General features: G+C 64.1%; 24 protein-coding genes. 9 read left to right on the top strand and 15 right to left on the bottom strand.

Annotation, left to right across the window (positions count from 1 at the left end):
• Positions 1-14: 14 nt before the first annotated feature.
• Positions 15-776, bottom strand: a complete 762-nt coding sequence (gene pomA, locus JGZ97_RS01725) for a flagellar motor protein PomA (RefSeq protein WP_207060867.1) — start codon at positions 774-776, stop codon at positions 15-17.
• A 205-nt stretch (positions 777-981) separates the two neighbouring features.
• On the opposite strand from pomA, the gene JGZ97_RS01720 reads away from it, so the two are divergent.
• From JGZ97_RS01720 to dxs, 3 genes are read left to right on the top strand one after another with little or no spacing between them, the layout of a single operon-like run.
• Positions 982-1,224, top strand: coding sequence for an exodeoxyribonuclease VII small subunit (locus tag JGZ97_RS01720; protein WP_207060866.1), 243 nt, complete (start codon positions 982-984; stop codon positions 1,222-1,224).
• Positions 1,221-2,102: a (2E,6E)-farnesyl diphosphate synthase gene (gene ispA, locus JGZ97_RS01715; RefSeq protein WP_207060865.1), complete on the top strand. Its 882-nt coding sequence runs from the start codon at positions 1,221-1,223 to the stop codon at positions 2,100-2,102. Before JGZ97_RS01720 ends, ispA begins: the two co-directional genes overlap by 4 nt.
• A 19-nt stretch (positions 2,103-2,121) precedes the next feature.
• On the top strand, positions 2,122-3,924 hold the full coding sequence (gene dxs, locus JGZ97_RS01710; protein WP_207060864.1) for a 1-deoxy-D-xylulose-5-phosphate synthase: 1,803 nt from the start codon (positions 2,122-2,124) through the stop codon (positions 3,922-3,924).
• 11 nt (positions 3,925-3,935) lie between these two features.
• On the opposite strand, the gene ribA is transcribed toward dxs, so the two are convergent.
• The gene (gene ribA, locus JGZ97_RS01705) at positions 3,936-4,541 is read right to left on the bottom strand and encodes a GTP cyclohydrolase II (RefSeq protein WP_207060863.1); all 606 of its coding nucleotides are present in this window, start codon (positions 4,539-4,541) and stop codon (positions 3,936-3,938) included.
• A gap of 203 nt (positions 4,542-4,744) precedes the next feature.
• On the opposite strand from ribA, the gene JGZ97_RS01700 reads away from it, so the two are divergent.
• Complete coding sequence (locus JGZ97_RS01700; RefSeq protein ID WP_207060862.1) at positions 4,745-5,455, top strand: zinc metallopeptidase; 711 nt, start codon at positions 4,745-4,747, stop codon at positions 5,453-5,455.
• Here the strand turns inward: JGZ97_RS01700 and JGZ97_RS01695 are convergent.
• The 10 genes from JGZ97_RS01695 to JGZ97_RS01650 all read right to left on the bottom strand — a co-directional run bounded on the left by JGZ97_RS01695 (position 5,432) and on the right by JGZ97_RS01650 (position 13,204).
• Positions 5,432-5,899, bottom strand: a complete 468-nt coding sequence (locus JGZ97_RS01695) for a phosphatidylglycerophosphatase A (protein ID WP_207060907.1) — start codon at positions 5,897-5,899, stop codon at positions 5,432-5,434. The two genes, JGZ97_RS01700 and JGZ97_RS01695, sit on opposite strands and share 24 nt — an antisense overlap.
• A gap of 18 nt (positions 5,900-5,917) precedes the next feature.
• On the bottom strand, positions 5,918-6,868 hold the full coding sequence (gene thiL / locus JGZ97_RS01690; protein WP_207060861.1) for a thiamine-phosphate kinase: 951 nt from the start codon (positions 6,866-6,868) through the stop codon (positions 5,918-5,920).
• An 8-nt stretch (positions 6,869-6,876) separates the two neighbouring features.
• A complete protein-coding gene (nusB, locus tag JGZ97_RS01685; protein ID WP_207060906.1) occupies positions 6,877-7,293 on the bottom strand; it encodes a transcription antitermination factor NusB in 417 nt (138 codons plus the stop codon).
• 45 nt (positions 7,294-7,338) lie between these two features.
• Positions 7,339-7,812, bottom strand: a complete 474-nt coding sequence (gene ribE, locus JGZ97_RS01680; RefSeq protein WP_207060860.1) for a 6,7-dimethyl-8-ribityllumazine synthase — start codon at positions 7,810-7,812, stop codon at positions 7,339-7,341.
• Between the two features lie 23 nt (positions 7,813-7,835).
• The gene (gene ribBA, locus JGZ97_RS01675; protein ID WP_207060859.1) at positions 7,836-8,948 is read right to left on the bottom strand and encodes a bifunctional 3,4-dihydroxy-2-butanone-4-phosphate synthase/GTP cyclohydrolase II; all 1,113 of its coding nucleotides are present in this window, start codon (positions 8,946-8,948) and stop codon (positions 7,836-7,838) included.
• Positions 8,949-8,966: 18 nt separating this feature from the next.
• The gene (locus JGZ97_RS01670) at positions 8,967-9,653 is read right to left on the bottom strand and encodes a riboflavin synthase (protein ID WP_207060858.1); all 687 of its coding nucleotides are present in this window, start codon (positions 9,651-9,653) and stop codon (positions 8,967-8,969) included.
• A complete protein-coding gene (gene ribD, locus JGZ97_RS01665; RefSeq protein ID WP_207060857.1) occupies positions 9,654-10,775 on the bottom strand; it encodes a bifunctional diaminohydroxyphosphoribosylaminopyrimidine deaminase/5-amino-6-(5-phosphoribosylamino)uracil reductase RibD in 1,122 nt (373 codons plus the stop codon).
• Between the two features lie 2 nt (positions 10,776-10,777).
• Complete coding sequence (gene nrdR, locus JGZ97_RS01660; RefSeq protein ID WP_207060856.1) at positions 10,778-11,245, bottom strand: transcriptional regulator NrdR; 468 nt, start codon at positions 11,243-11,245, stop codon at positions 10,778-10,780.
• A gap of 89 nt (positions 11,246-11,334) precedes the next feature.
• The gene (gene glyA, locus JGZ97_RS01655) at positions 11,335-12,588 is read right to left on the bottom strand and encodes a serine hydroxymethyltransferase (protein WP_207060855.1); all 1,254 of its coding nucleotides are present in this window, start codon (positions 12,586-12,588) and stop codon (positions 11,335-11,337) included.
• A gap of 199 nt (positions 12,589-12,787) precedes the next feature.
• Positions 12,788-13,204, bottom strand: coding sequence for an Hsp20/alpha crystallin family protein (locus JGZ97_RS01650; protein ID WP_207060854.1), 417 nt, complete (start codon positions 13,202-13,204; stop codon positions 12,788-12,790).
• Between the two features lie 298 nt (positions 13,205-13,502).
• Between JGZ97_RS01650 and ettA the strand changes: the two genes are divergently transcribed.
• Entirely contained in the window at positions 13,503-15,161 is a 1,659-nt protein-coding gene (gene ettA, locus JGZ97_RS01645) for an energy-dependent translational throttle protein EttA (RefSeq protein ID WP_207060853.1), read from the top strand.
• A gap of 44 nt (positions 15,162-15,205) precedes the next feature.
• Here ettA and JGZ97_RS01640 read toward each other — a convergent pair whose 3' ends face one another.
• The gene (locus JGZ97_RS01640; RefSeq protein WP_207060852.1) at positions 15,206-15,811 is read right to left on the bottom strand and encodes a hypothetical protein; all 606 of its coding nucleotides are present in this window, start codon (positions 15,809-15,811) and stop codon (positions 15,206-15,208) included.
• Between the two features lie 177 nt (positions 15,812-15,988).
• Here JGZ97_RS01640 and JGZ97_RS01635 point away from each other — a divergent pair, with 177 nt between their 5' ends.
• The 4 genes from JGZ97_RS01635 (at position 15,989) to JGZ97_RS01620 (ending at position 18,372) form a co-directional block, all read left to right on the top strand.
• Complete coding sequence (locus JGZ97_RS01635; RefSeq protein WP_207060851.1) at positions 15,989-16,234, top strand: hypothetical protein; 246 nt, start codon at positions 15,989-15,991, stop codon at positions 16,232-16,234.
• A 98-nt stretch (positions 16,235-16,332) separates the two neighbouring features.
• Positions 16,333-17,127, top strand: coding sequence for a hypothetical protein (locus JGZ97_RS01630; protein ID WP_207060850.1), 795 nt, complete (start codon positions 16,333-16,335; stop codon positions 17,125-17,127).
• An 80-nt stretch (positions 17,128-17,207) separates the two neighbouring features.
• The gene (locus JGZ97_RS01625; RefSeq protein ID WP_207060849.1) at positions 17,208-17,963 is read left to right on the top strand and encodes a hypothetical protein; all 756 of its coding nucleotides are present in this window, start codon (positions 17,208-17,210) and stop codon (positions 17,961-17,963) included.
• 79 nt (positions 17,964-18,042) lie between these two features.
• Positions 18,043-18,372 carry a YebG family protein gene (locus tag JGZ97_RS01620; RefSeq protein ID WP_207060848.1) on the top strand — a complete coding sequence of 110 codons (330 nt, stop codon included), beginning with the start codon at positions 18,043-18,045 and terminating at the stop codon, positions 18,370-18,372.
• 15 nt (positions 18,373-18,387) lie between these two features.
• Here JGZ97_RS01620 and JGZ97_RS01615 read toward each other — a convergent pair whose 3' ends face one another.
• Entirely contained in the window at positions 18,388-18,996 is a 609-nt protein-coding gene (locus tag JGZ97_RS01615; RefSeq protein ID WP_207060847.1) for a DUF4136 domain-containing protein, read from the bottom strand.
• Between the two features lie 31 nt (positions 18,997-19,027).
• Positions 19,028-19,981 (bottom strand): autotransporter outer membrane beta-barrel domain-containing protein, encoded by a 954-nt coding sequence (locus JGZ97_RS01610; protein WP_207060846.1) that lies wholly within the window; start codon positions 19,979-19,981, stop codon positions 19,028-19,030.
• Between the last annotated feature and the right edge of the window lie 58 nt (positions 19,982-20,039).

Here is a 20,039-nt window from a genome sequence, read left to right as displayed (position 1 = left end):
AACGAGTCCGCGGCCTAGTCCGGCTCACCGGAGCGACGCTGGCTCTCGGGCAGGTAATTCTTCAGCATCGACTCGATCACCCGCGGGTTCTGACCCGCCTGGATCGCCAGCAACCCGTCGATGATCAGGGCCTTGTTGTTGACCTCTTCTTCCCGGCGCATGGTCAGCTTGTCAGCAATGGGGTTGGCGAACATGTTGGCGATCATCGCCCCGTAAAGGGTAGTCAGCAGGGCCACGGCCATGGCCGGACCAATCGCCTTGGGGTCATCCATGTTGGAGAGCATCTGCACCAGGCCGACCAGGGTGCCGATCATCCCCATGGCCGGCGCCACATCCCCCATGGCGGTAAACACCTTGGCGCCTTTTTCATGACGCACCTCGGCCTGGTTTTTGTCCTTGGCCAGCAGCACCTTGACCACCTCGGGGTCATGCCCGTCCACCAACAGCTGGATGCCGCGCTGCATGAAGTCGTTGCTCACCTCTTTCTCTTCCAGCGAGAGCAGCCCCCCCTTACGGGCGGCGTCGGCCAACTGCACGGTCTCGGCGATCAGGTCATCCGCCGAGTTGGAACGGAACATGAAGGCCTTGGCAGCGGTTTTGGTCGCGGCGATAAACTGCGCCATGGTGAACTTCATCAGCACCACCAGCAGCGTACCGCCCAGCACGATCAACATAGAAGGCGGGTTGACGAACACCCCGGCATTACCGCCCAGAATGATCGCCGATATGATGACTCCAAAGGACCCGATCAGTCCCACCAGCGTTGCGATATCCACCCCAATCCTCCGTTCACCCGGCAGAGCCCGGAGCGTGACGGCCCGGGCGGGATTTAGCTAAACGACTGGGATCATAACAAAAAACCCGTCGCGGTTGCGCTGCCACCCTCCGCTTTATTGATCCTGGTCGTCTCCGGTAGCCCAATTGACCCCCCCGGGGGGCTCAGGTAGTGTTAGCGGTCCGATTCACCACCGACATTTCCACATGCCCCGCAAAAAGAAGAGTCTCGATTTCGAGCAGAGTCTCGGCGAACTTGAAGCCCTGGTTAATCGCATGGAGCAGGGTGAGCTGAGTCTCGAAGAGTCCCTCGCCGCCTTCGAAGAGGGGATACGCCTGACCCGCGAATGCCAGCAACGGCTGGAGCAGGCCGAGCAGCGGGTGCAGGTCCTGATCGAAGAGAGTGGCGAGCTCAAAACCCGTCCCCTGGACGGGGATGACGTGTCGTGAGTCTGAGCCTGCAGGTGGCCCCCTGGCGACAGCGGGTTGATGCTCATCTGGAGGCCCTGGTGGCCCGCAGCGAAGCGGCGCCCCGGCTGCAGGCCGCGCTGCGCTACAGCCTCTTCAACGGCGGTAAGCGGCTGCGACCGATTCTGGTCTACGCCACCAACCAAGCCCTGGGCGGCAACAGCGAGGCCGCCGATGCCGCCGCCTGTGCAGTGGAGTGCATCCACGCCTATTCACTGGTCCATGACGACCTGCCCGCCATGGACGATGACGACCTGCGCCGGGGCCAGCCCACCTGCCATATCGCCTTTGACGAAGCCACCGCGGTGCTGGCCGGCGACGCGCTGCAGGCGCTGGCCTTTGAAGCGCTGAGCGATCCCCGGGACGAACTCCCGAGCACCACACAACTGGCGATGGTACGCACCCTGGCCCGGGCCAGCGGCGACAAGGGCATGGTCGCCGGTCAGGTAGTGGACACCCAGGCCGCCGGCGGGCCAATGACGCTGGAGGCGCTGGAAACCATGCACGCCCTCAAGACCGGCGCCCTGATTCGCGCCAGCGTCACCCTGGGGGCCCTGAGCGCCGGCGCCGACACCGCCGCGCTGAAGGCACTGGAGCGCTATGCCGAAGCCATCGGCCTCGCCTTCCAGGTGCAGGACGACATTCTCGACATCGAGAGCGACACCCAGACCCTGGGCAAGCGCCAGGGGGCGGACATCGCCCGGGACAAGCCCACCTACCCCGCCCTGCTGGGCCTTGAGGAGGCGAAAGCCAAGGCTCGCAAACTGCAGGCAACGGCCATCGAGGCCCTAGCGCCCTTCAACGACCGCGCGGGCCTGCTGCGCGCCATTGCCGCCTACATTATCGAACGCGACCACTGATGGCGCGGTCGTAGAGAGCATGTTCAGCGAAATTCCCGCCGCCCGTCCGCAGACCCCGCTGCTGGATAGTATCAACAGCCCCGAGGAGCTGCGTGACCTCGACCCCGCCCTGCTGCCGGAACTGGCCCGCCAGCTGCGGGCGTTTCTCCTTTACAGCGTGGGGCAGACCGGCGGCCACTTCGGCGCGGGGCTGGGCATGGTGGAGCTCACCCTGGCCCTGCATTTCGTCTATGACACCCCCCGTGACAACCTGATCTGGGACGTGGGACACCAGTGCTATCCCCACAAGGTGCTGACCGGGCGCCGCGAACAAATGGCCACGATTCGCCAGGCAGGGGGCCTTGCCCCCTTTCCGAAAATAGACGAGAGTCCCTACGACGCCTTCGGCACCGGCCATTCGAGCACCTCCATCAGCGCTGCCCTGGGCATGGCCCTGGCCCACAAGCTCAAAGGCGAGCCCAACCGAACTGCCGCCATTATCGGTGACGGTGCCATGACCGGCGGCATGGCCTTCGAGGCCCTCAACCACGCTGCCCACACCGGCGCCGACCTGCTGGTGATCCTTAACGACAACGACATGTCCATCTCCCCCAACGAGGGGGGGCTGGCCGCCTATCTTGCGAAGAACCTACGCGGCCGGACAGAAGCCAGCACCACCGCGGCCCTGTTCGAAGCCTTGGAGTTTCACTACACAGGGGCCCTCGACGGCCATGACCTGCAACGGCTGCTCCCCACGCTGCAGCGGCTACGGCAGGCTCCCGGCCCCCAGTTCCTGCACCTGATCACCACCAAGGGCAAGGGGTTCGCCCCCGCCGAGCAAGACCCCGTGGGCTATCACGCCATCACCAAGCTCCCGGCCCCGGATGAGAAAGCGCGCACGGAGCCCGCGGGCATCGCCTACTCCAAAATCTTTGGCAACTGGCTCTGCGATCAGGCCGCAGCCGATTCACGCCTGGTGGGTATCACCCCGGCCATGTGCGAAGGTTCCGGCATGGTGGAGTTCGCCGCTCGATTCAGACCCCGCTACTTCGATGTTGCCATCGCCGAGCAACACGCGATTACCCTGGCCGCCGGGCTGGCCTGTCGCGGCTGCAAGCCGGTGGTCGCGATCTACTCGACCTTCCTGCAGCGCGGCTACGATCAGCTGATTCACGACGTCGCCCTGCAGAAGCTGGACGTGCTGTTCGCCATCGACCGGGCGGGTCTGGTGGGCGAGGACGGCCCGACCCACCACGGCGCCTTCGACCTCAGCTTTCTGAGCTGCATTCCCGAGCTGCTCATCATGACCCCCGCCGACGAAGCCGAGACCCGGCGCCTGCTGAGCACCGGCTACCGCTACTCGGGACCAGCCTGCGTGCGCTACCCGCGCGGCAAGGGGCCGGGCGCAGAGGTCGATAACGACCTCGACCCGGTGGCCATCGGCCGCGCGCGGCTGCTCAGAGAAGGCCGCCAAGCGGCGTTGCTGAATTTCGGCAGCCTGTTAGGGGAAGCCCGCCAGGTAGCCGACGCCCTGGACCTGACCCTGGTGGACATGCGTTTCGTCAAACCCCTGGACGAGGCCCTGCTGCAGGAGCTGGCGGCCACGCACGACTTGCTGGTTACCCTGGAAGAAGGGTCTATCAGAGGAGGGGCCGGCGCCGGGGTGGCACAGTATCTGCAGTCTGCGCAGCTCAGCACCCCTTGCCTCAACCTGGGACTGCCGGACCGCTTTATCAGCCACGGAAAAGTGCCGGCACTGCTGGCCGAACAGGGGTTGGATGCAAAGGGAATCCAGGCGCAACTGCAACCGCGCCTGGAGGCGTTGAGGGCGTTCAAGCCCTAAACCGCCGCCGCTTAGTCCTTGAAGTGGTGCTCGGTCATCATGTGGCCGAGCTTGCCGGCCTTGGTCGCCAGATAGCTTTCGTTGTGGGAGTTTTTTCCCACTTGCAGGGGCTCGCGGGCCGCCACCTTGACGCCGCTTTTCTGCAGCGCGTCCAGTTTGCGGGGGTTATTGGTCATCAGCCGCACTTCGGCGATCCCCAGGTGCTCCAGCATCGTGTTGCAGATACTGTAATCGCGCAGGTCCGCGGCAAAGCCCAGCCGCTCGTTGGCCTCGACGGTGTCGGCGCCGCCGTCCTGCAGGTGATAGGCGCGGATTTTATTGATCAGACCGATACCACGCCCTTCCTGGCGCAGGTAAAGCAGAGCGCCGCGCCCTTCCTCGGAGATGCGTTTCAGCGCTTCCTGCAACTGAAAGCCGCAGTCACAACGCATGCTGAACAACGCATCGCCGGTCAGGCACTCGGAGTGGATGCGGGCCAGCACCGGCTCCCCGCTGTCGACGGCTCCCAGGGTCAGTACCACGTGCTCCTTGCCGCTGGCGCTGTCCTCAAAGCCATGCATGGTAAAAGTACCCCACGGGGTGGGCAGCTGGGATGAGGCGACGTAACGTACTGACACTGGCTTATTTCCTAAATTCTGACGCGCCGATATTCTACCAACCGCCTCAAGTATTGGCGACTGGTAAAGCCCTGCGGGCGTGTCTTTGATCGCCCGCTTGTACGACGAAAGTCTAATTCGTCTGCTATACAGACACTATTGTCGGCTTCCAATCCGGCAGACAGAAAAGGACCCGAGCGACACCCAACTACAGGATACTCACCATGGATGCCTTCCTCTTCGGCCTGACGGTGATTCTGACCCTGGCGAGCCCCAAAATCTGGGCCCGTTACGTCTTCTATAAACACAGCTGCAAACGCCAGGATCTCCCCGGCACCGGTGGCGATCTGGCACGGTTGCTGACCCGCTGCCTGCCCCTTAACCGGGTGAGTCTGAAACAGGCCGAAAACCGCAGCCATTACGACCTGGAAACCAGCAGCCTGAACCTCTCCGCATACACCATGAACAGCCGCAGCCTCACCGCCGTGGTGCGGGCCGCCTACGAAGTCGGCCACGCGGTACAGCACCAGCACAACGGCGACATGGCCCGTTTCAGGGAAGGGCTGCTGACACTGGCAAGATTCGGTGAAAAGCTCGGCTCGGGGGCCTTTCTGGTCGCACCGCTGATGGCCATCGTACTGCCTCCCGCGGCCGGCCTGCTGTTGTTTGTTGCCCTGGTCAGCATGTTGACGGGGGCCGTTATTCACCTAGTGCTCTTGCCGATGGAGTGGCAGGCCAGCTTTCACCTGGCCCGGCCCCTGCTGGCCGAGTCGCGCTACGTCCCCCACCAGGAGAGCGGTGCCGTGCGCCAGCTGTTGCTGGCCTGCGCGTTCAGCCAGCTGGCCTACGCCCTGGCCAACCTGCTGGACGGGCGCCACTGGCTGAAAGTGCTGGGGCTGCGCCAGGAGCGCTCAGGCCAGCCAGAGTGCAAATAGCTGCAGAACGAGCCAGGCGTAAGCAGCGGCCAAGACATCATCGAGCATGATGCCCAGCCCGCCCTCAACCCGCCGGTCCGCCCAGCGGATGGGCCAGGGTTTGATGATGTCGAAGATGCGAAACAGCACGACCCCTGCAACCAGCCAGCCCCAGCCGGGCGGCACCAGCACCAGGGTGAGCCAGAGGCCGACAAACTCATCCCAGACGATGCCGCCGTGGTCATGCACCCCCAGATCGCGGGAAGTTCGGCCACAGATGTAGATGCCGGCGACAAAGGCCACCGCGATCACCGCCAGGTAGGGCCAAAGCGAGAGCTGCTGCAGAAAATAGTAGGGAATCACGGCCGCCAGGGTGCCGCAGGTGCCCGGCGCCCGGCGCGCCGCACCGCTGCCGAAGCCGAAGGCCAGCAGGTGCCAGGGGTTGCGCCAGTTGGGCTGGATCAGAAGCAAAACCTTCTCCCGTCAGAAGTGGCGGTAGCCGCCGCGCGAGGCAACGTCGGCATCGGCGCCTGTCATCCGCAGCCCGGGCTGCGACTCCAGGGTGCCGATGCGGGTGACCGGCACCGTATGTTCAGCCAGTGCCGCCTCAAAGGCCGCCAGCCGCTCCGGGGGCACGGTGAAGCAGAGCTCGAAGTCCTCTCCGCCGCTCCCGGCCCAGCTCAGGGCCTGCTGTTTAGCGTAGTTGCTGCGTAACGCCTCGGATAGCGGCAGGCACTCGAAATCGATGCGCGCCCCACAGCCGCTGCGGTCCATCAAGTGCCCAAGATCGGCGACCAGCCCGTCGGAGATGTCAATCGCGGCACTGGCGTAGGGTCGCAGGGCCAGCCCGGTGGCGATCCGGGCCTGGGGACGGTAGAAGCGCTCGACCAGGGCCGGGGCCGGTTCCGCGACATGAAGCAGCTGGTCGAGCCCCGCCATGGCGTCCCCCAGGGTGCCGGTAACAAAAACAGCATCCCCCGGACGGCCACCGTCGCGGCGCAGCGCCTCTCCCCGGGGGACCCAGCCGTGTACCTGCAGGCTCAGGGTCAGGGGGCCACGGGTGGTGTCACCCCCCACCAGCGCCACACCGTAATCGGCGGCCCCTTCGGCCAGCGCTTTGCCGAAAGGCTCAAGCCAGGCGGGGTCGGCCGCGGGCAGGGTCAGGGCGAGGGTCAGCCAGGCGGGCTCGGCCCCCATCGCGGCCAGGTCACTGAGGCACGCGGCCAGGGCACGACGGGCAATACGCGCCGGAGGCGCATCGGCGGGAAAGTGAACCCCGCTCACCAGAGTGTCGATCGAGACCGCCAGCTGCTGCCCCGCCGGTACTTCCAGCAGGGCGCAGTCATCACCGATGCCGAGCGCCACGCCGCGCCCATGAGCGTCTGCACTGGACGCAAAGTAGCGCTCGATCAGCTCGAACTCCGAGAGCGCCATCAGCAGACCTAGCGGCCTTCGATCTCTGCCCGGCGCTGTCCCTTGGCCAGCTTGTCGAGCACGCCGTTGACGTACTTGTGGCTGTCAGTGGCACCGAAGGTCTTGGCCAGGTTGACGTACTCGTTGATCACCACCCGGTACGGCACTTCCAACCGGTGGGCGAGTTCGTATGCGCCCATGCGCAGCACGTTGCGCTCGATTGGATCCAGGTCGTCCAGAGACCGGTCCAGGCAAGGGCTCAGCAACGCATCCAGCTCCCCGACCTTGGCCGGAATGCCGTGCAGCAGCTCGGCGAACAGGCCAAGGTCAGCCTGTTCCATGGGCTGCTCGGTGCGGAACTGTGCCTCGATCTCGTTAAGGGTGTTGCCCGAGAGCTGCCACTGGTAGAGCGCCTGCAGGGCGAAGCTGCGCGCTTCACGGCGCATCTGGGTACGTGAAGCCTTCTTGGGCTTTTTTGGCTGGTTCACCGGTCAGCCCTCAAGTTGCTTGAGCAGGCTGACCATCTCCAGGGCGGAGAGGGCCGCCTCGGCGCCCTTGTTCCCGGCCTTGGTACCGGCGCGCTCAATGGCCTGCTCGATGCTGTTGACGGTCAGAATCCCGTTGGCCACGGGGATACCGAAGTCCAGGGAGACCTGGCCCACACCCTTGGCACTCTCCGCGCTGACGTATTCGAAGTGGGGGGTGCCACCGCGAATCACCGCGCCCAGGGCGATGATGGCATCGTCGCGCTTCTGCTCGGCGACTTTCTTCACCGCCAGGGGAATCTCAAAGGCGCCCGGCACGCGGATAATGCGAATGTTGGCTTCGGCCACACCGTGGCGCTTGAGGGCGTCCACCGCCCCGTCCACCAGGCTCTCCACCACGAAGGCGTTAAAGCGGCCCACCACAATGGCATAGCGCCCGTCGCTGTCGGTGAAGGTTCCTTCGATTGCTTGAATACTCATGTTGGCTTTTCCTGTTATGGGTCTCAGGCCTGGCAGGGGATGTACTCGACGATTTCGAGATCAAACCCCGAGAGGGCGTTGAACTTGATCGGAGAGCTCAGTACGCGCATCTTGCCCACACCGAGGTCACGGAGAATCTGGGAGCCGGTGCCCACGGTCAGGTAGGCGCCGGCGCCATCGGTATTCACGGGGCGCACCGGGCGCTGGTGAGCCCAGGCCTCAAGACTGTGGCCCAGGTCTTCCGGGGTGGTGTCCCCGAGCAGCACCACCACCCCGCGACCCTCTTCGGCCACCCGCTGCAGGGACTGGCGCAGACTCCACTTGGGTTCTCCCTGGTGGGCGGCACCGATTACATCCCGCAGGGCGTCGGCCATGTGCACCCGCACCAGGGTGGGTTCATCGGCCTTGATCTCGCCCATTACCATGGCCACGTGGCTCGCGCCCTGGATGGTGTCGCGGTAGCTGATCGCGCGGAACTCCCCGTGTTCGGTGGCCAGCACATGCTCCTGGCTGCGCTCCACGGTGTGCTCGTTGAGGGTGCGGTAATGGATCAGATCGGCGATGGTGCCCATCTTCAGGTCGTGCTTCTTGGCGAACTCCTCGAGGTCGGGACGCCGCGCCATGGTGCCGTCTTCGTTCATGATTTCAACGATCGCCGCCGCCGGAATACAGCCGGCCATCCGCGCCAGGTCGCAACCGGCCTCGGTGTGGCCGGCGCGGCTGAGCACCCCGCCGGGCTGGGCCATCAGCGGAAAGATATGGCCGGGCTGGACGATATCATCCGCCTTGGCATGGGGCGCCACCGCGGTCTGCACGGTGTGGGCCCGGTCGGCGGCCGAGATGCCGGTGGTCACCCCCTCGGCGGCCTCGATGGAGACGGTAAAGTTGGTGGAATGCTGGGCGCCGTTGTCGCTCACCATCAGCGGCAGGTTGAGGCGCTGGCAGTGCTCGCGGGTCAGGGTCAGGCAGATCAGGCCACGGGCGTGAGTGGCCATGAAGTTGATATCTTCCGGGCGGACCTTTTCCGCGGCGATAATCAGGTCGCCTTCGTTTTCGCGGTCTTCGTCATCCATCAGGATGACCATCTTGCCCTGTCGGATATCTTCGATCAGTTCTGCAGTGGAGTTGAGGCCCATGGTGTCTGTGTGTCCTCGTTAGTTGCGACCGGCAAAGCCGTGCTGAGCCAGGAACGCCAGGTTCAGGCCGCCGCTTGGCCGGTGTGGGGAATCCTCGGAGTCGCCGCCCGCCGCTCCTCCCTGGAGCAGACGTTCGAGATAGCGGGCGATCAGGTCGACTTCGAGGTTCACCCGCCGGCCGACACTGTAATACTTAATAAGGGTTTGTTCTAGGGTGTGGGGGACGATATTGAGCTCAAAACAAGCCCCCTCCACCCCGTTGACGGTGAGACTGACGCCGTCGACGCAGATCGAGCCCTTGGGGGCGATGTAGCGTCCCAGCGCCTCGGGGGCCTGGATGCGGTAACGGATCGAGCGTCCCTCCTCACGAATGTCCACCACTTCGCCGATACCGTCCACATGACCGCTGACCAAGTGGCCGCCCAGGCGACTGCTGGGGGTCAGGGCCTTCTCAAGGTTGACCCGCGCGCCCGGGCGCAGCAGGTGGAATTCGGTATGCGCCAGGGTCTCGCCCGAGACATCGGCCCAGAACCCGTCGCCTGGCAGCTCCACCACGGTGAGGCAGACGCCGTTGGTAGCAATGCTGTCGCCGAGGCGGACATCGCTCAGGTCCAGGTCTCCGGTACGGATGCGCAGGCGCAGGTCCTGCCCCTGGTCCCGGGCCTCGGCCACTTCGCCGATCGCTTCAATGATGCCGGTGAACATTCAGCTCGCTCCTTCCACGCGGTAAGTCAGGCACAGGTCCTCGCCGAGCCGACGCAGGTCGCTCAGCGTAAGGGGAATTTGCTGGTCCATGCGCGCCATTCCGGGCAGCTGCAGCAGCGGGCGCGCCTCTGAGCCCAGCAGCTTGGGCGCCACAAAGACCACCAGCTCGTCCACCAGACCGGCCCGCATCAGGCTGCCGGCGAGCACCGCGCCGGCCTCCACCAACAGCTCGTTGCACTCGCGCTCGGCAGCAAGCCACTGCAACAGCGACGCCGGGTCGTGAGGATCCATGGCCAGCAGGGAGGCGCCGGCCGCGGTCAGGCGCTCCGCCCGGGCCGGCTCATCGCAACGGTGCACGATCAGCGTCTCCCCGGGCTGCTTGAGAATGGCCGACTCTGGGGGGGTACGCAGCCCCGTGTCGAGAATAACCCGCAGCGGCTGGCGGCGCAGTGCCGCCTCGGCTTCAGCAGCGGGCAACCCCAGCTGCTCGGCGCGCAGAGTCAGGGCGGGATCATCGTGAATAACCGTGCCCACCCCGGTCAGGACCGCCGAGCTGCGCGCCCGCAGCCTTTGCACCGCGCTACGTGCGCAGGGGCCTGTAATCCACTGGGACTCGCCGGAGGCCATGGCGGTGCGCCCATCCAGGCTCATCGCCTGCTTGATACGCACAAACGGACGCCCGCGGGTCATGCGGGCGATAAACCCGGGGTTAAGCGCCCGCGCCTCGCTCGTCAGCAGCCCGCAGGCGGTGTCGATACCGGCCGCCTCGAGAATCCGGTGGCCGCGCCCGGCGACCCGGGGGTTGGGGTCTTCCATGGCGGAAACCACCCGCGCCACCCCGGCCTTGACCAGCGCCTCGGCGCAGGGGCCGGTGCGGCCCTGGTGGCTGCAGGGCTCCAGAGTGACGTAAGCGGTGGCCCCGCGGGCGCGATCACCGGCCACCGCCAATGCGTTCACCTCGGCATGGCCTTCGCCTGCGCGTACGTGAAAGCCTTCACCGACCACCACACCGTCGCGCACCAGCACGCAGCCCACCCGGGGGTTGGGCTCGGTGGTGTAAAGACCGCGCCGGGCCAATTGCAGGGCCCGCGCCATGTGGCGGTGGTCGTCGGCGCTGAACATGCTCAGGGTTCCTTCTGCGCCTGGGTAGAGAGCCGGTCGATCTCCGCCTTGAACTCATTGAGATCCTGGAAGCTGCGGTAGACAGAGGCGAAGCGCACGTAGGCGACTTCGTCCAGCTCGCGTAGCTCGTCCATCACCGCCTCGCCCAGGGTCATCGACTTCAGCTCCCGCTCGCCGGTGGCCCGCAAGCGGTGCTTGATGCGGTCGATGGAGGCCTCGATGCGCTCGATGCTCACGGGGCGCTTTTCCAACGAACGCTGAATCCCCGCCCGCAGCTTCTGCTCGTCAAAGGGCTGGCGGGTACCGTCCTGCTTCACCACCCGGGGCATAACCAGCTCCGCGGTTTCAAAGGTGGTAAAGCGCTCGTTGCAGGAAAGGCACTCACGACGACGGCGCACCTGGGCGCCTTCGGCCACCAGGCGCGAGTCGATCACCTTGGTTTCCTGAGCTTTGCAGAAAGGGCAGTACATAAGATGAACCCTGCGTCAGCCGCGTGCTGCGACAGAAACGACAAAGCCCCGGCACGAAGCCGGGGCTTGATGGTGCGGCGTCTCAGCCGTTACTTGTAGACGGGGAAGCGGGCGCACAACTCCAGCACCTGCTGCTTGACCCGGTTGATGGTCTCCTCGTTCTCGATATCGTCGAGAATGTCGCAGATCCAGCCGGCCAGCTGCACCGCCTCGGCCTCGCCGAAGCCACGCCGGGTGATGGCCGGGGTACCGATGCGCAGACCGCTGGTAACAAAGGGGCTGCGGGGGTCGTTCGGCACCGCGTTCTTGTTGACGGTGATGTTGGCCCGTCCCAGCGCGGCGTCCGCGTCCTTACCGGTAATGTCCTTCTTGATCAGGTCGACCAGGAACAGATGATCGTCGGTGCCGTTGGAGACGATATCAATGCCACGCTCCATGAACACCTTGACCATGGCCTGAGCGTTAGCCACCACCTGCTTCTGGTAGGTTTTGTAGTCTTCGGTCATCGCCTCCTTGAAGCAGATCGCCTTGGCGGCGATCACGTGCATCAGGGGACCGCCCTGGCTTTCGGGGAAGACAGCGAAGTTGAGCTTCTTCTCCAGCTCCTCGTTGGCCCGGGCCAGGATCAGGCCGCCGCGGGGGCCGCCCAGGGTCTTGTGGGTGGTGGTGGTGACCACGTCGGCAATCCCAACGGGCGAGGGGTAAACGCCCGCGGCGACGAGACCGGCGATGTGGGCCATGTCCACGAACAGGTAGGCGCCCACCTTGTCAGCGATATCGCGGAAGCGCTGCCAGTCGACGATGCGCGAATAGGCGGAGAAGCCCGCCACGATCACCTTGGGCTTGTGTTCGACCGCCAGGCGCTCGACCTCAGCATAGTCAATCTCCCCGGTGTCGGGGTTGAGGCCGTATTGAACCGCGTTGTAAATACGCCCGGAGAAGCTTACGGAAGCGCCATGGGTGAGGTGGCCACCGTGGGCCAGGCTCATGCCGAGGACGGTATCGCCCGGCTTGCACAGGGCCATGTAGACCGCCGCGTTGGCCTGGGAACCGGAGTGAGGTTGGACGTTGGCGTAGTCGGCGCCAAACAGCGCCTTGGCGCGGTCGATGGCCAGCTGCTCCACCACGTCGACGTGCTCGCAGCCGCCGTAATAGCGCTTGTTGGGATAACCCTCGGCGTACTTGTTGGTCAGGCAGGAACCCTGAGCCGCCATGGAGCGCGGGCTGGCGTAGTTTTCCGACGCGATCAGTTCAATATGCTCTTCCTGGCGTTTCTGCTCCGCCTCAATGGCGGCAGAAATTTCAGGATCGAACTCGGCAATCGACAACTCTGTGTTCAACATGGGCTACCCCTTATAAAACCTGTGCTTGGCCAGCGCGAAGAAAATAAAGCGCGGATTATAGCCCATTTAGTCAACACAGATCACTTGAAAGTCCGTCAAAAACCATCAAATTGGACTCAACTTTCAACCAACTTGAAAGCAAAAGCGATGAGTCGGGACAAAAGCAGAGAGGCTCCCGGCAGAGCCGGGAGCGAGAGGGTCAGCGTACGTCGATGTTCACGCCCCGGGCCGGCTGCTCAGGCTGCTTGGGCAGGGTCAGGGTCAACAGGCCGTCGCTGAATTGAGCCTTGACGGCGTCCGGGTCGACATCCGGACCCACCGACATCTGGCGTAAGAAGCTGCCGTAATGGCGTTCCTGGCGAATCAGTTTGCCCGCCTGCTTCTCCTCGTCCTCCTTGTGGGTTTCAGCACGGATGGAAAGGACTCCGTTCTCCAGCTTGACCTCGATATCCTCTTTTCTAACCCCCGGCAGGTCTGTCTTGATGATGTAAGACTCATCGGATTCCAGCACATCGATGGCCGGCAGTTTTTCGGTCGCAGACTGGGTCAGCGGGCGAAAAAAGTCATCGAAGAAAGTGTCACCGAACATGCGGTTGAAACGTGTTAAGTTGCTCATGACTGCGCCCTCCCTGTTGGTTGAACCACTTCACATCAGCACGGTTGATACACTCAATATCAACAGGTGCTAATTAACCCTACTATAAGTTTATTCGCCCCCGACCCGTTCGCCACTGAAAAAAATGCAGCCAAACAGGCCTGCACTTGAGCCGGCGTTTGGTTAAAATCGAGCCTTTAAACTCAGCAAAGGCCGAGGCCAGCAGCCGCCCCGGAAAGGGCTTCGGCCAGACGCGCTCAGCGACCGACTGCCGGGTCACCGACAGCGCCCATTTCTTCAAATATTTCAGGAGTTTTTAGTGGCACAGTTCGTCTACAGCATGAACCGGGTGGGCAAAATCGTCCCGCCCAAGAAGGAAATCCTCAAGGACATCTCGCTCTCATTTTTCCCCGGCGCCAAAATCGGCGTCCTGGGTCTGAACGGCGCCGGTAAGTCGACCCTGTTGCGGATCATGGCGGGTGTCGATAAAGACTATAACGGTGAAGCACGCCCGCAGCCGGGCATCAACATCGGCTACCTGCCCCAGGAGCCCGAGCTGGACGACAGCAAAACGGTGCGCGAGGTGGTCGAGGAGGGCGTTTCCGAGGCTAAGGAAGCCCTGACCAAGCTGGACGAGATCTACGCCGCCTACGCCGATCCCGAGGCCGACTTCGACAAGCTGGCCGAGGAGCAGGCGCGGCTGGAAAACATCATTCAGGCCACCGATGCCCACAACCTTGAGCGCCAGCTGGAAGTGGCCGCCGACGCCCTGCGCCTGCCCCCCTGGGAAGCCAGCGTCAAGCACCTGTCCGGGGGTGAGCGCCGCCGTGTGGCCCTGTGCCGCCTGCTGCTGCAGAAGCCCGACATGCTGCTGCTGGACGAGCCCACCAACCACCTGGACGCCGAATCCGTCGCCTGGCTGGAACGCTTCCTGGTGGACTTCAACGGCACCGTCGTCGCCATCACCCACGACCGCTACTTCCTGGACAACGCCGCCGGCTGGATCCTGGAGCTGGACCGGGGCCACGGCATTCCGTACGAAGGCAACTACTCCTCCTGGCTGGAGCAGAAGGAGCAGCGCCTGGAGATCGAGGCCAAGCAGGAGGCGGCCCACCGCAAAAGCATTCAGGCGGAGCTGGAGTGGGTGCGCCAGGGCGCCAAGGGGCGTCAGTCCAAGTCCAAGGCCCGCCTTAAGCAGTTCGAGGAGATGAACTCCCAGGAGTTCCAGAAGCGCAACGAGACCCAGGAGATCTACATTCCGCCGGGACCGCGTCTGGGCGACAAGGTGATCGAACTGCACGGGGTCACTAAGGCCTACGGTGACAAGGTATTGATCGATGACCTCAGCCTGAGCATTCCCCAGGGCGCCATCGTCGGCGTCATCGGCGGCAACGGCGCCGGTAAGTCGACCCTATTCCGCATGATCGCCGGTACCGAGCAGCCGGACCAGGGCGAGGTGGTGATCGGCGAGACCGTCAAACTGGCGTACGTCGACCAGATGCGCGACCTGGACGGCACCAAGACCGTTTTCGACGAGATTTCCGACGGCAACGACATCATCACCGTGGGCAATTACCAGGTGCCGGCCCGGGCTTACGCCGGCCGCTTCAACTTCAAGGGGGGCGACCAGCAGAAGTTCGTCAAGGACCTCTCCGGGGGCGAGCGCAACCGCCTGCACCTGGCCAAGCTGCTCAAGGAGGGCGGCAACGTACTGCTGCTGGACGAGCCCACCAACGACCTGGATGTGGAGACCCTGCGCGCACTGGAAGAAGCCCTCCTGGCCTTCCCCGGCTGCGCCGTGGTGATCTCCCACGACCGCTGGTTCCTGGACCGGATCGCCACCCATATCCTGGCATACGAAGGGGACAGCAAAGCGGTCTTCTTCGAGGGTAACTACACCGAGTACGAGGCCGATCTGGTCAAGCGTATCGGGGACACCACCCCGCACCGGGTCAAGTACAAGAAGATCGACGCCTGAGGCTCAGCCTGGGCGCCGGGCACTGAGCCTTTACGCCAAGCCCGTTACTCAAGGGAGGCCCCATGGCCTCCCTTTTTTGTGCTCGCACGCAACCACAGGGCACGGATCGCCGGAACGCTGGCGGCGGCCTCCGAGGTCGCCGCTGGCAGCACCTCCAGGATCCCCTCCATTCCCTGGCGCTGGTGGGTCGGTACGAAGCAGTGCAGGGAGTAGCGTCCGGGATCTTTTATATAAAGGTAGATATCCCGGCTGGAGAGCGGTGGCACGGGAATATGGTCGATGGTGGGCACATCGGTGCCGAGTATATTGACCACCTCTGCCCCGTATTGAAAGAACTCCTCGCCGCCGAAATAGTGGGTAACGCGGGCAATATTATTGAGCCGCACCCGGGTGATAGTGCCAGCGCGAAAGCGGATGACCGAAGGGTCGAACTGAAAGTCCGAGAGGTAGACATATTCGGTCTCGCCGTTGAAGACCAGTCCCCGGCCTTCCACCGCTTTCACCGCCTTGGCCAGCGCCCGTCTTTTACCCTCGGCATACTGGTCTTCGGTCAAAAGCGGTTCGCGATCATGAAGATGCCGGCTCTGCGGCGGCGCCTCCACCGCAGGCCCACTGCACCCCAGTACCAGCGACAAACCGAACAGCGGCATCCACCTCTTCACCCGCGAACCTCCAAGTCTCTTTTTCTAAAGAATAGAAAAAATGCCAAAAATCACAAACTTATCGACAGCCTGCCGATGGCGCTGAATTTCAGATTTTTTCCAATCCCAACTTTCCGGGCACTGTGGCAGATTGGAGGCCTGATAATAAAAACAACCGAGTTTTCCGTGCCTGCACCCTCGCAATACATAGGCCACGTGCTGTTTGAGCTGGACCAGTTGCACCTTCAGGCGATGCGTTCAGGATTTGACGCCATCCACGTCATCAAGGCCTGCCAGCGCATCGAACAGGAAATCAACGCCCGCTGTAACGAGGAGCAGCGAGCCCAGATGGAGCGCATGTCCCGCGCTTACCGGCAGTTGAAAAACCACGTCCCCCGCTGGCCCTCCCCCCTGCAAGACCGCCTTCCATGATCTGGGACAAAAACCCCGCCTTCAGCCCCGGGACTCAGCCCCTTATAATTCCATCAACCCAATTCAGGGGACCGACCAACAGGTAGCACCGCTTTCTTATGGCCCAACGCATCCTCAGCTGGCTTATCGGACTTCTTACCGTGGCGGCGATCGCCCTGGCCTTCACCGTGCAGGCAGTGGTGCCCGACCCTCAGGACCGCTCAGCCGGGATGGGTGCCAGCGAGCCCGCTCCACCCAGCGAAGAGGAAAGCTGGATGCGCAGCGAAACACGCGCCAGCGACAACAGCCTCCAGCACCCGGCCAGCCTGTCAGACGGTGACCGCTCGCTGGAAGAGCGGGTCATCAATACCCTCAAGGCCGAAAACCGCAAGCTGGCAGACGAGCTGGGCGCGGACGAGGAGGAACTGAAGCAACTTGCCGTCGATCGCGAACTGCTGCTTATCCAGTCTCAAACCCCCAACGCGCCGGCAGCGGCAACGATCGTCGGCGACCCGTTGCGAGAGGCCCGCAAGCAGGCTGGCGCGCATATTCGCAACCTTCTTCAAAGCACCTCCCTGGGGCAGGGACTGCACCCGGAAGAGCGGGAGATCATCGCCCGACTGGCGGTAGACAGTTACCAGGAAATCATGCGCCGCAGCCGCCTCGGCATGGCCGATGAACTCCAGCAGATCATTCTGGATACCGCGCTCCCCGATTACAGCCAGTGCCTGCGCGAGGGCATTCCCTATATCGCGCCTCTGGCGCACGAGCGCCAGCGCCTGCTGCGCTACCTCGAGACCGGCAACTCCCGGCAGCTCAACTACCGCCACCTGCGCGAAGACTACGAGGTGATCACCCAGGAGTGCTTCAGCGCCCTCACCGACCAGGTCAACCGGCGGATCGCCGCGGGCTAACCCCGGCTACCCGCTGAGCCCCTACAACCAAGCGAGCTCCCCTATACTTAGCCGTTAAAGCGGCCAGGCTCGTTACGCCCATGTCCCTCGACCCGTTTTTCACCCACCACCGCCCCTGGCGCTGGATAGAGGAGCCCCTCGGCGAGGCGCCGGGGGCGGCCCTTGCCCGCGATACCCAGCTGGTTCAGGCGCTGGCCCGGGGCGAAGGGACAGCCGTGGCCCGGCTCTGGGAGAACCCGCGTTGCCTGGTGGTCACCCGCCGCGAAACCCGCCTGCCCCAATTCGAAGCCGCCTGTCGCCTGCTGGCCGACGAGGGCTGGCCGGTCATCGTGCGGGAAAGCGGCGGTACCGCGGTGCCCCACGGGCCCGGCATTCTCCACTTCAGCCTCGTGTTTGCCCAGCACCGCGATGGCCGCTACGACCTCGACCAGGCGTACCAGGCCCTGTGCGAGCCACTGCGCGGCGCCCTGTCGGCCCTGGGCCTGAAGACCCAATACGGGGCGGTCGCCGGTGCTTACTGCGACGGGCGTTACAATCTCAACATCGATGGGCTGAAGGTGACCGGCACCGCCCAGCGCCTGATCGCCGCCCGGGCAAAGGGGATTAAAAATGCCGTTCTGGCACAGGCTATGCTGATGGTAGAGAGCGATGCCGCCGCCGGCACCGAACAGGTCAACCGGTTTTATCGCCTGGCGGGAGATTCGCGGCACTACGACCCAACCGTTTCCACCAGCGTTGCCGAGCGCCTGCGCGCCGCCGGTCGCCCCACCGAGGGACTGACCCAACAGGTGCGGGGCTTGATCAAGGAATCCTGGCAGCATTTAACCTCAGGCTGATTTTAGTCAAACGGTCGTTTAGCCCCTTGGGGCTATACTCCCTGCATCGCGAACCGCCCGAACCAGTTGGAGTACCGAGATGAATTTTCAACGCAAGACCGTTTTCATATACGAGATAAACGGCAAGGAGAAGATGCGGATCACCGATCCCAAGGATGCCGAAAAATGGGATCTGATCTTCGACACCGCCACCCGGCTAGACGGCATCCTTAGCAAGAAGGACCTGGGCTTCAAGCTGGGGGAGAGCGAGCGGGGCGACCTGTGCCTGTTCATGGCGCAGAACAAGCACGAGCTGATCGAAGCCCTGCGCGGCGACACACCCGCCACCGCCGGCAAGGCCGCGGCCAAACAACGCTCCAACATTCCGGAGATGAAGGTCCCCTCCTCCAGCGACGGCTTCAGCCTGTAGCCCGGTGCTAAGGCCTCAGGGGGCGCCTTCCACCGGGCGCCCCAATTGGGGCGGCAACCGTTCCAAAATCGCCCCCACCATTTTTTCGGTAAAGCGGCGGTAACCGGCCGGGTCGGAAAAACCGTCTGCGCGCCGCTCCCCCACCCCCCGCCAGATCAACGCCTGCTCGGGCAGCTTCACCAGGTCCAGGGTCAGGACCAGCGCCCGGTAATCCCGGGCCGTCCAGTGCACGCTGCCGCCGAGTTGGCTGCATCCCAGGCAGCCACCCAGCCCCACGAAGCTCTCGTACCCCTGCAGCTCCGTGCGTGGTTCGAGCTGCAAGTGAAGCTGAACGCCGAGGCCTGCCTGCCCGCTGCCGGGCCGCAGCCCGCGGGCCTGCAGGATCGCTTCCACCGCCTCCTGCACCCGCCGCACCGCCAACGGGCTGTTGTAGATCCGCGCGGCCCCCTCGCCCACCTCCGGAGCCAACCAGACATAACGTTCAAAACCGTCGAAAGCGGCCCCCTCGTCGTAATCCACCAGGACCGAGACGCTGCTGCAACCGGCCAGCAGAAGGAGACCGAGAAGAAGCCCCAGCCAGGCTGCCCCCTTGGTCGCCATGCCGCTTACGATCCCAGTTGCCATCCCGCTTCCCCCTGCCCTTACCGGCCTGCCCCTAAAAGCTGCGCTGGTAGCTCACCACCAGAGCGGTGCGGCTCCAGTCGACGCCATTGAGCCGCGTGCGGGTCACCCCGCCATCGGCAAAAAACACCGTATCCAGCCCCGGCGCACCGCGCCAGCGCTGGCGGCTGAGGGTAAGCCTGAGCCGTGCCGGGTCATCACCGGCCAGCCGGTAAGCCGCTCCCAGCTCCAGGCCGAGGCCGCTGCCGCGGGTATCCTGTACAAAGCTCTCGGGATGGGCAAAATCAGGCCTCAGGTTCCAGTCGGCGGTGGCCGAGTAGTCATCATCCCAGGAATAGCGGGCTTCAGCGAACCACTGCCAGCGCTCGGAGTAGGCGAAAACGGCGCCGATTCCCAGGAAAGGCCCGCGCCACGTTGCATCATAGGTACTGTCCAACCCCGCGAAGGGGCCCAGCTCCTCGCCCAAGGTGTTGAGGGTCTGGTTGCCGTCGGTAATAACCAACGCCAGCTCCCGGTAACCGTAGCCCAGGTAAGGGGACAGCCGCAGCCGCGGCAAGGGCAGGAAATCGACCCCCAGCGCCAGGCTCAGGTGCCAGGAGGCGCCATCATCGGCGCGATTTTCAGTACGCAGGAACTCCTGCTCCCGGTTGTCCGCCAGGAAGTCGCTGTCCCGGTTATCCCCGTCATAAATCCAGCCGTAGCAGCCCTCGATAAGAACAAAAAACGGAGGCTTCTCAACGGCCTTGCCCAGATTGAGCCGCAACCCCGCCTCCAGCTCGACCATCTGAACATCCCGCCAAATCAACTCCGAAAGAATATTGGGGTCGCTGCCGGCCAGGTTACCGGCGATCGACCAGTCGAATTCATGCTGGCTGACACCAACACCCAGGCGCAAGGCGGTTTCGGCCGGGAAGGGCTCGGCGCCGCTGACGCCACACAGGCTGATCAGCGCGGGGAAAGCCCACCAGGGCCTGCTTGGTTCGCTCACGGCAGTCTCGGAAAGTTCGCAGCTGAAATCAGGGGCCAGGGCCCGCCCACAGCGACAA

It is taken from the genome of Motiliproteus sp. SC1-56 (assembly GCF_017309075.1).
Classification (GTDB): Bacteria; Pseudomonadota; Gammaproteobacteria; order Pseudomonadales; family Balneatricaceae; genus Motiliproteus.
Note: the sequence above shows the minus strand (reverse complement) of the source record. Positions and strands in the feature narration are given on the sequence as shown.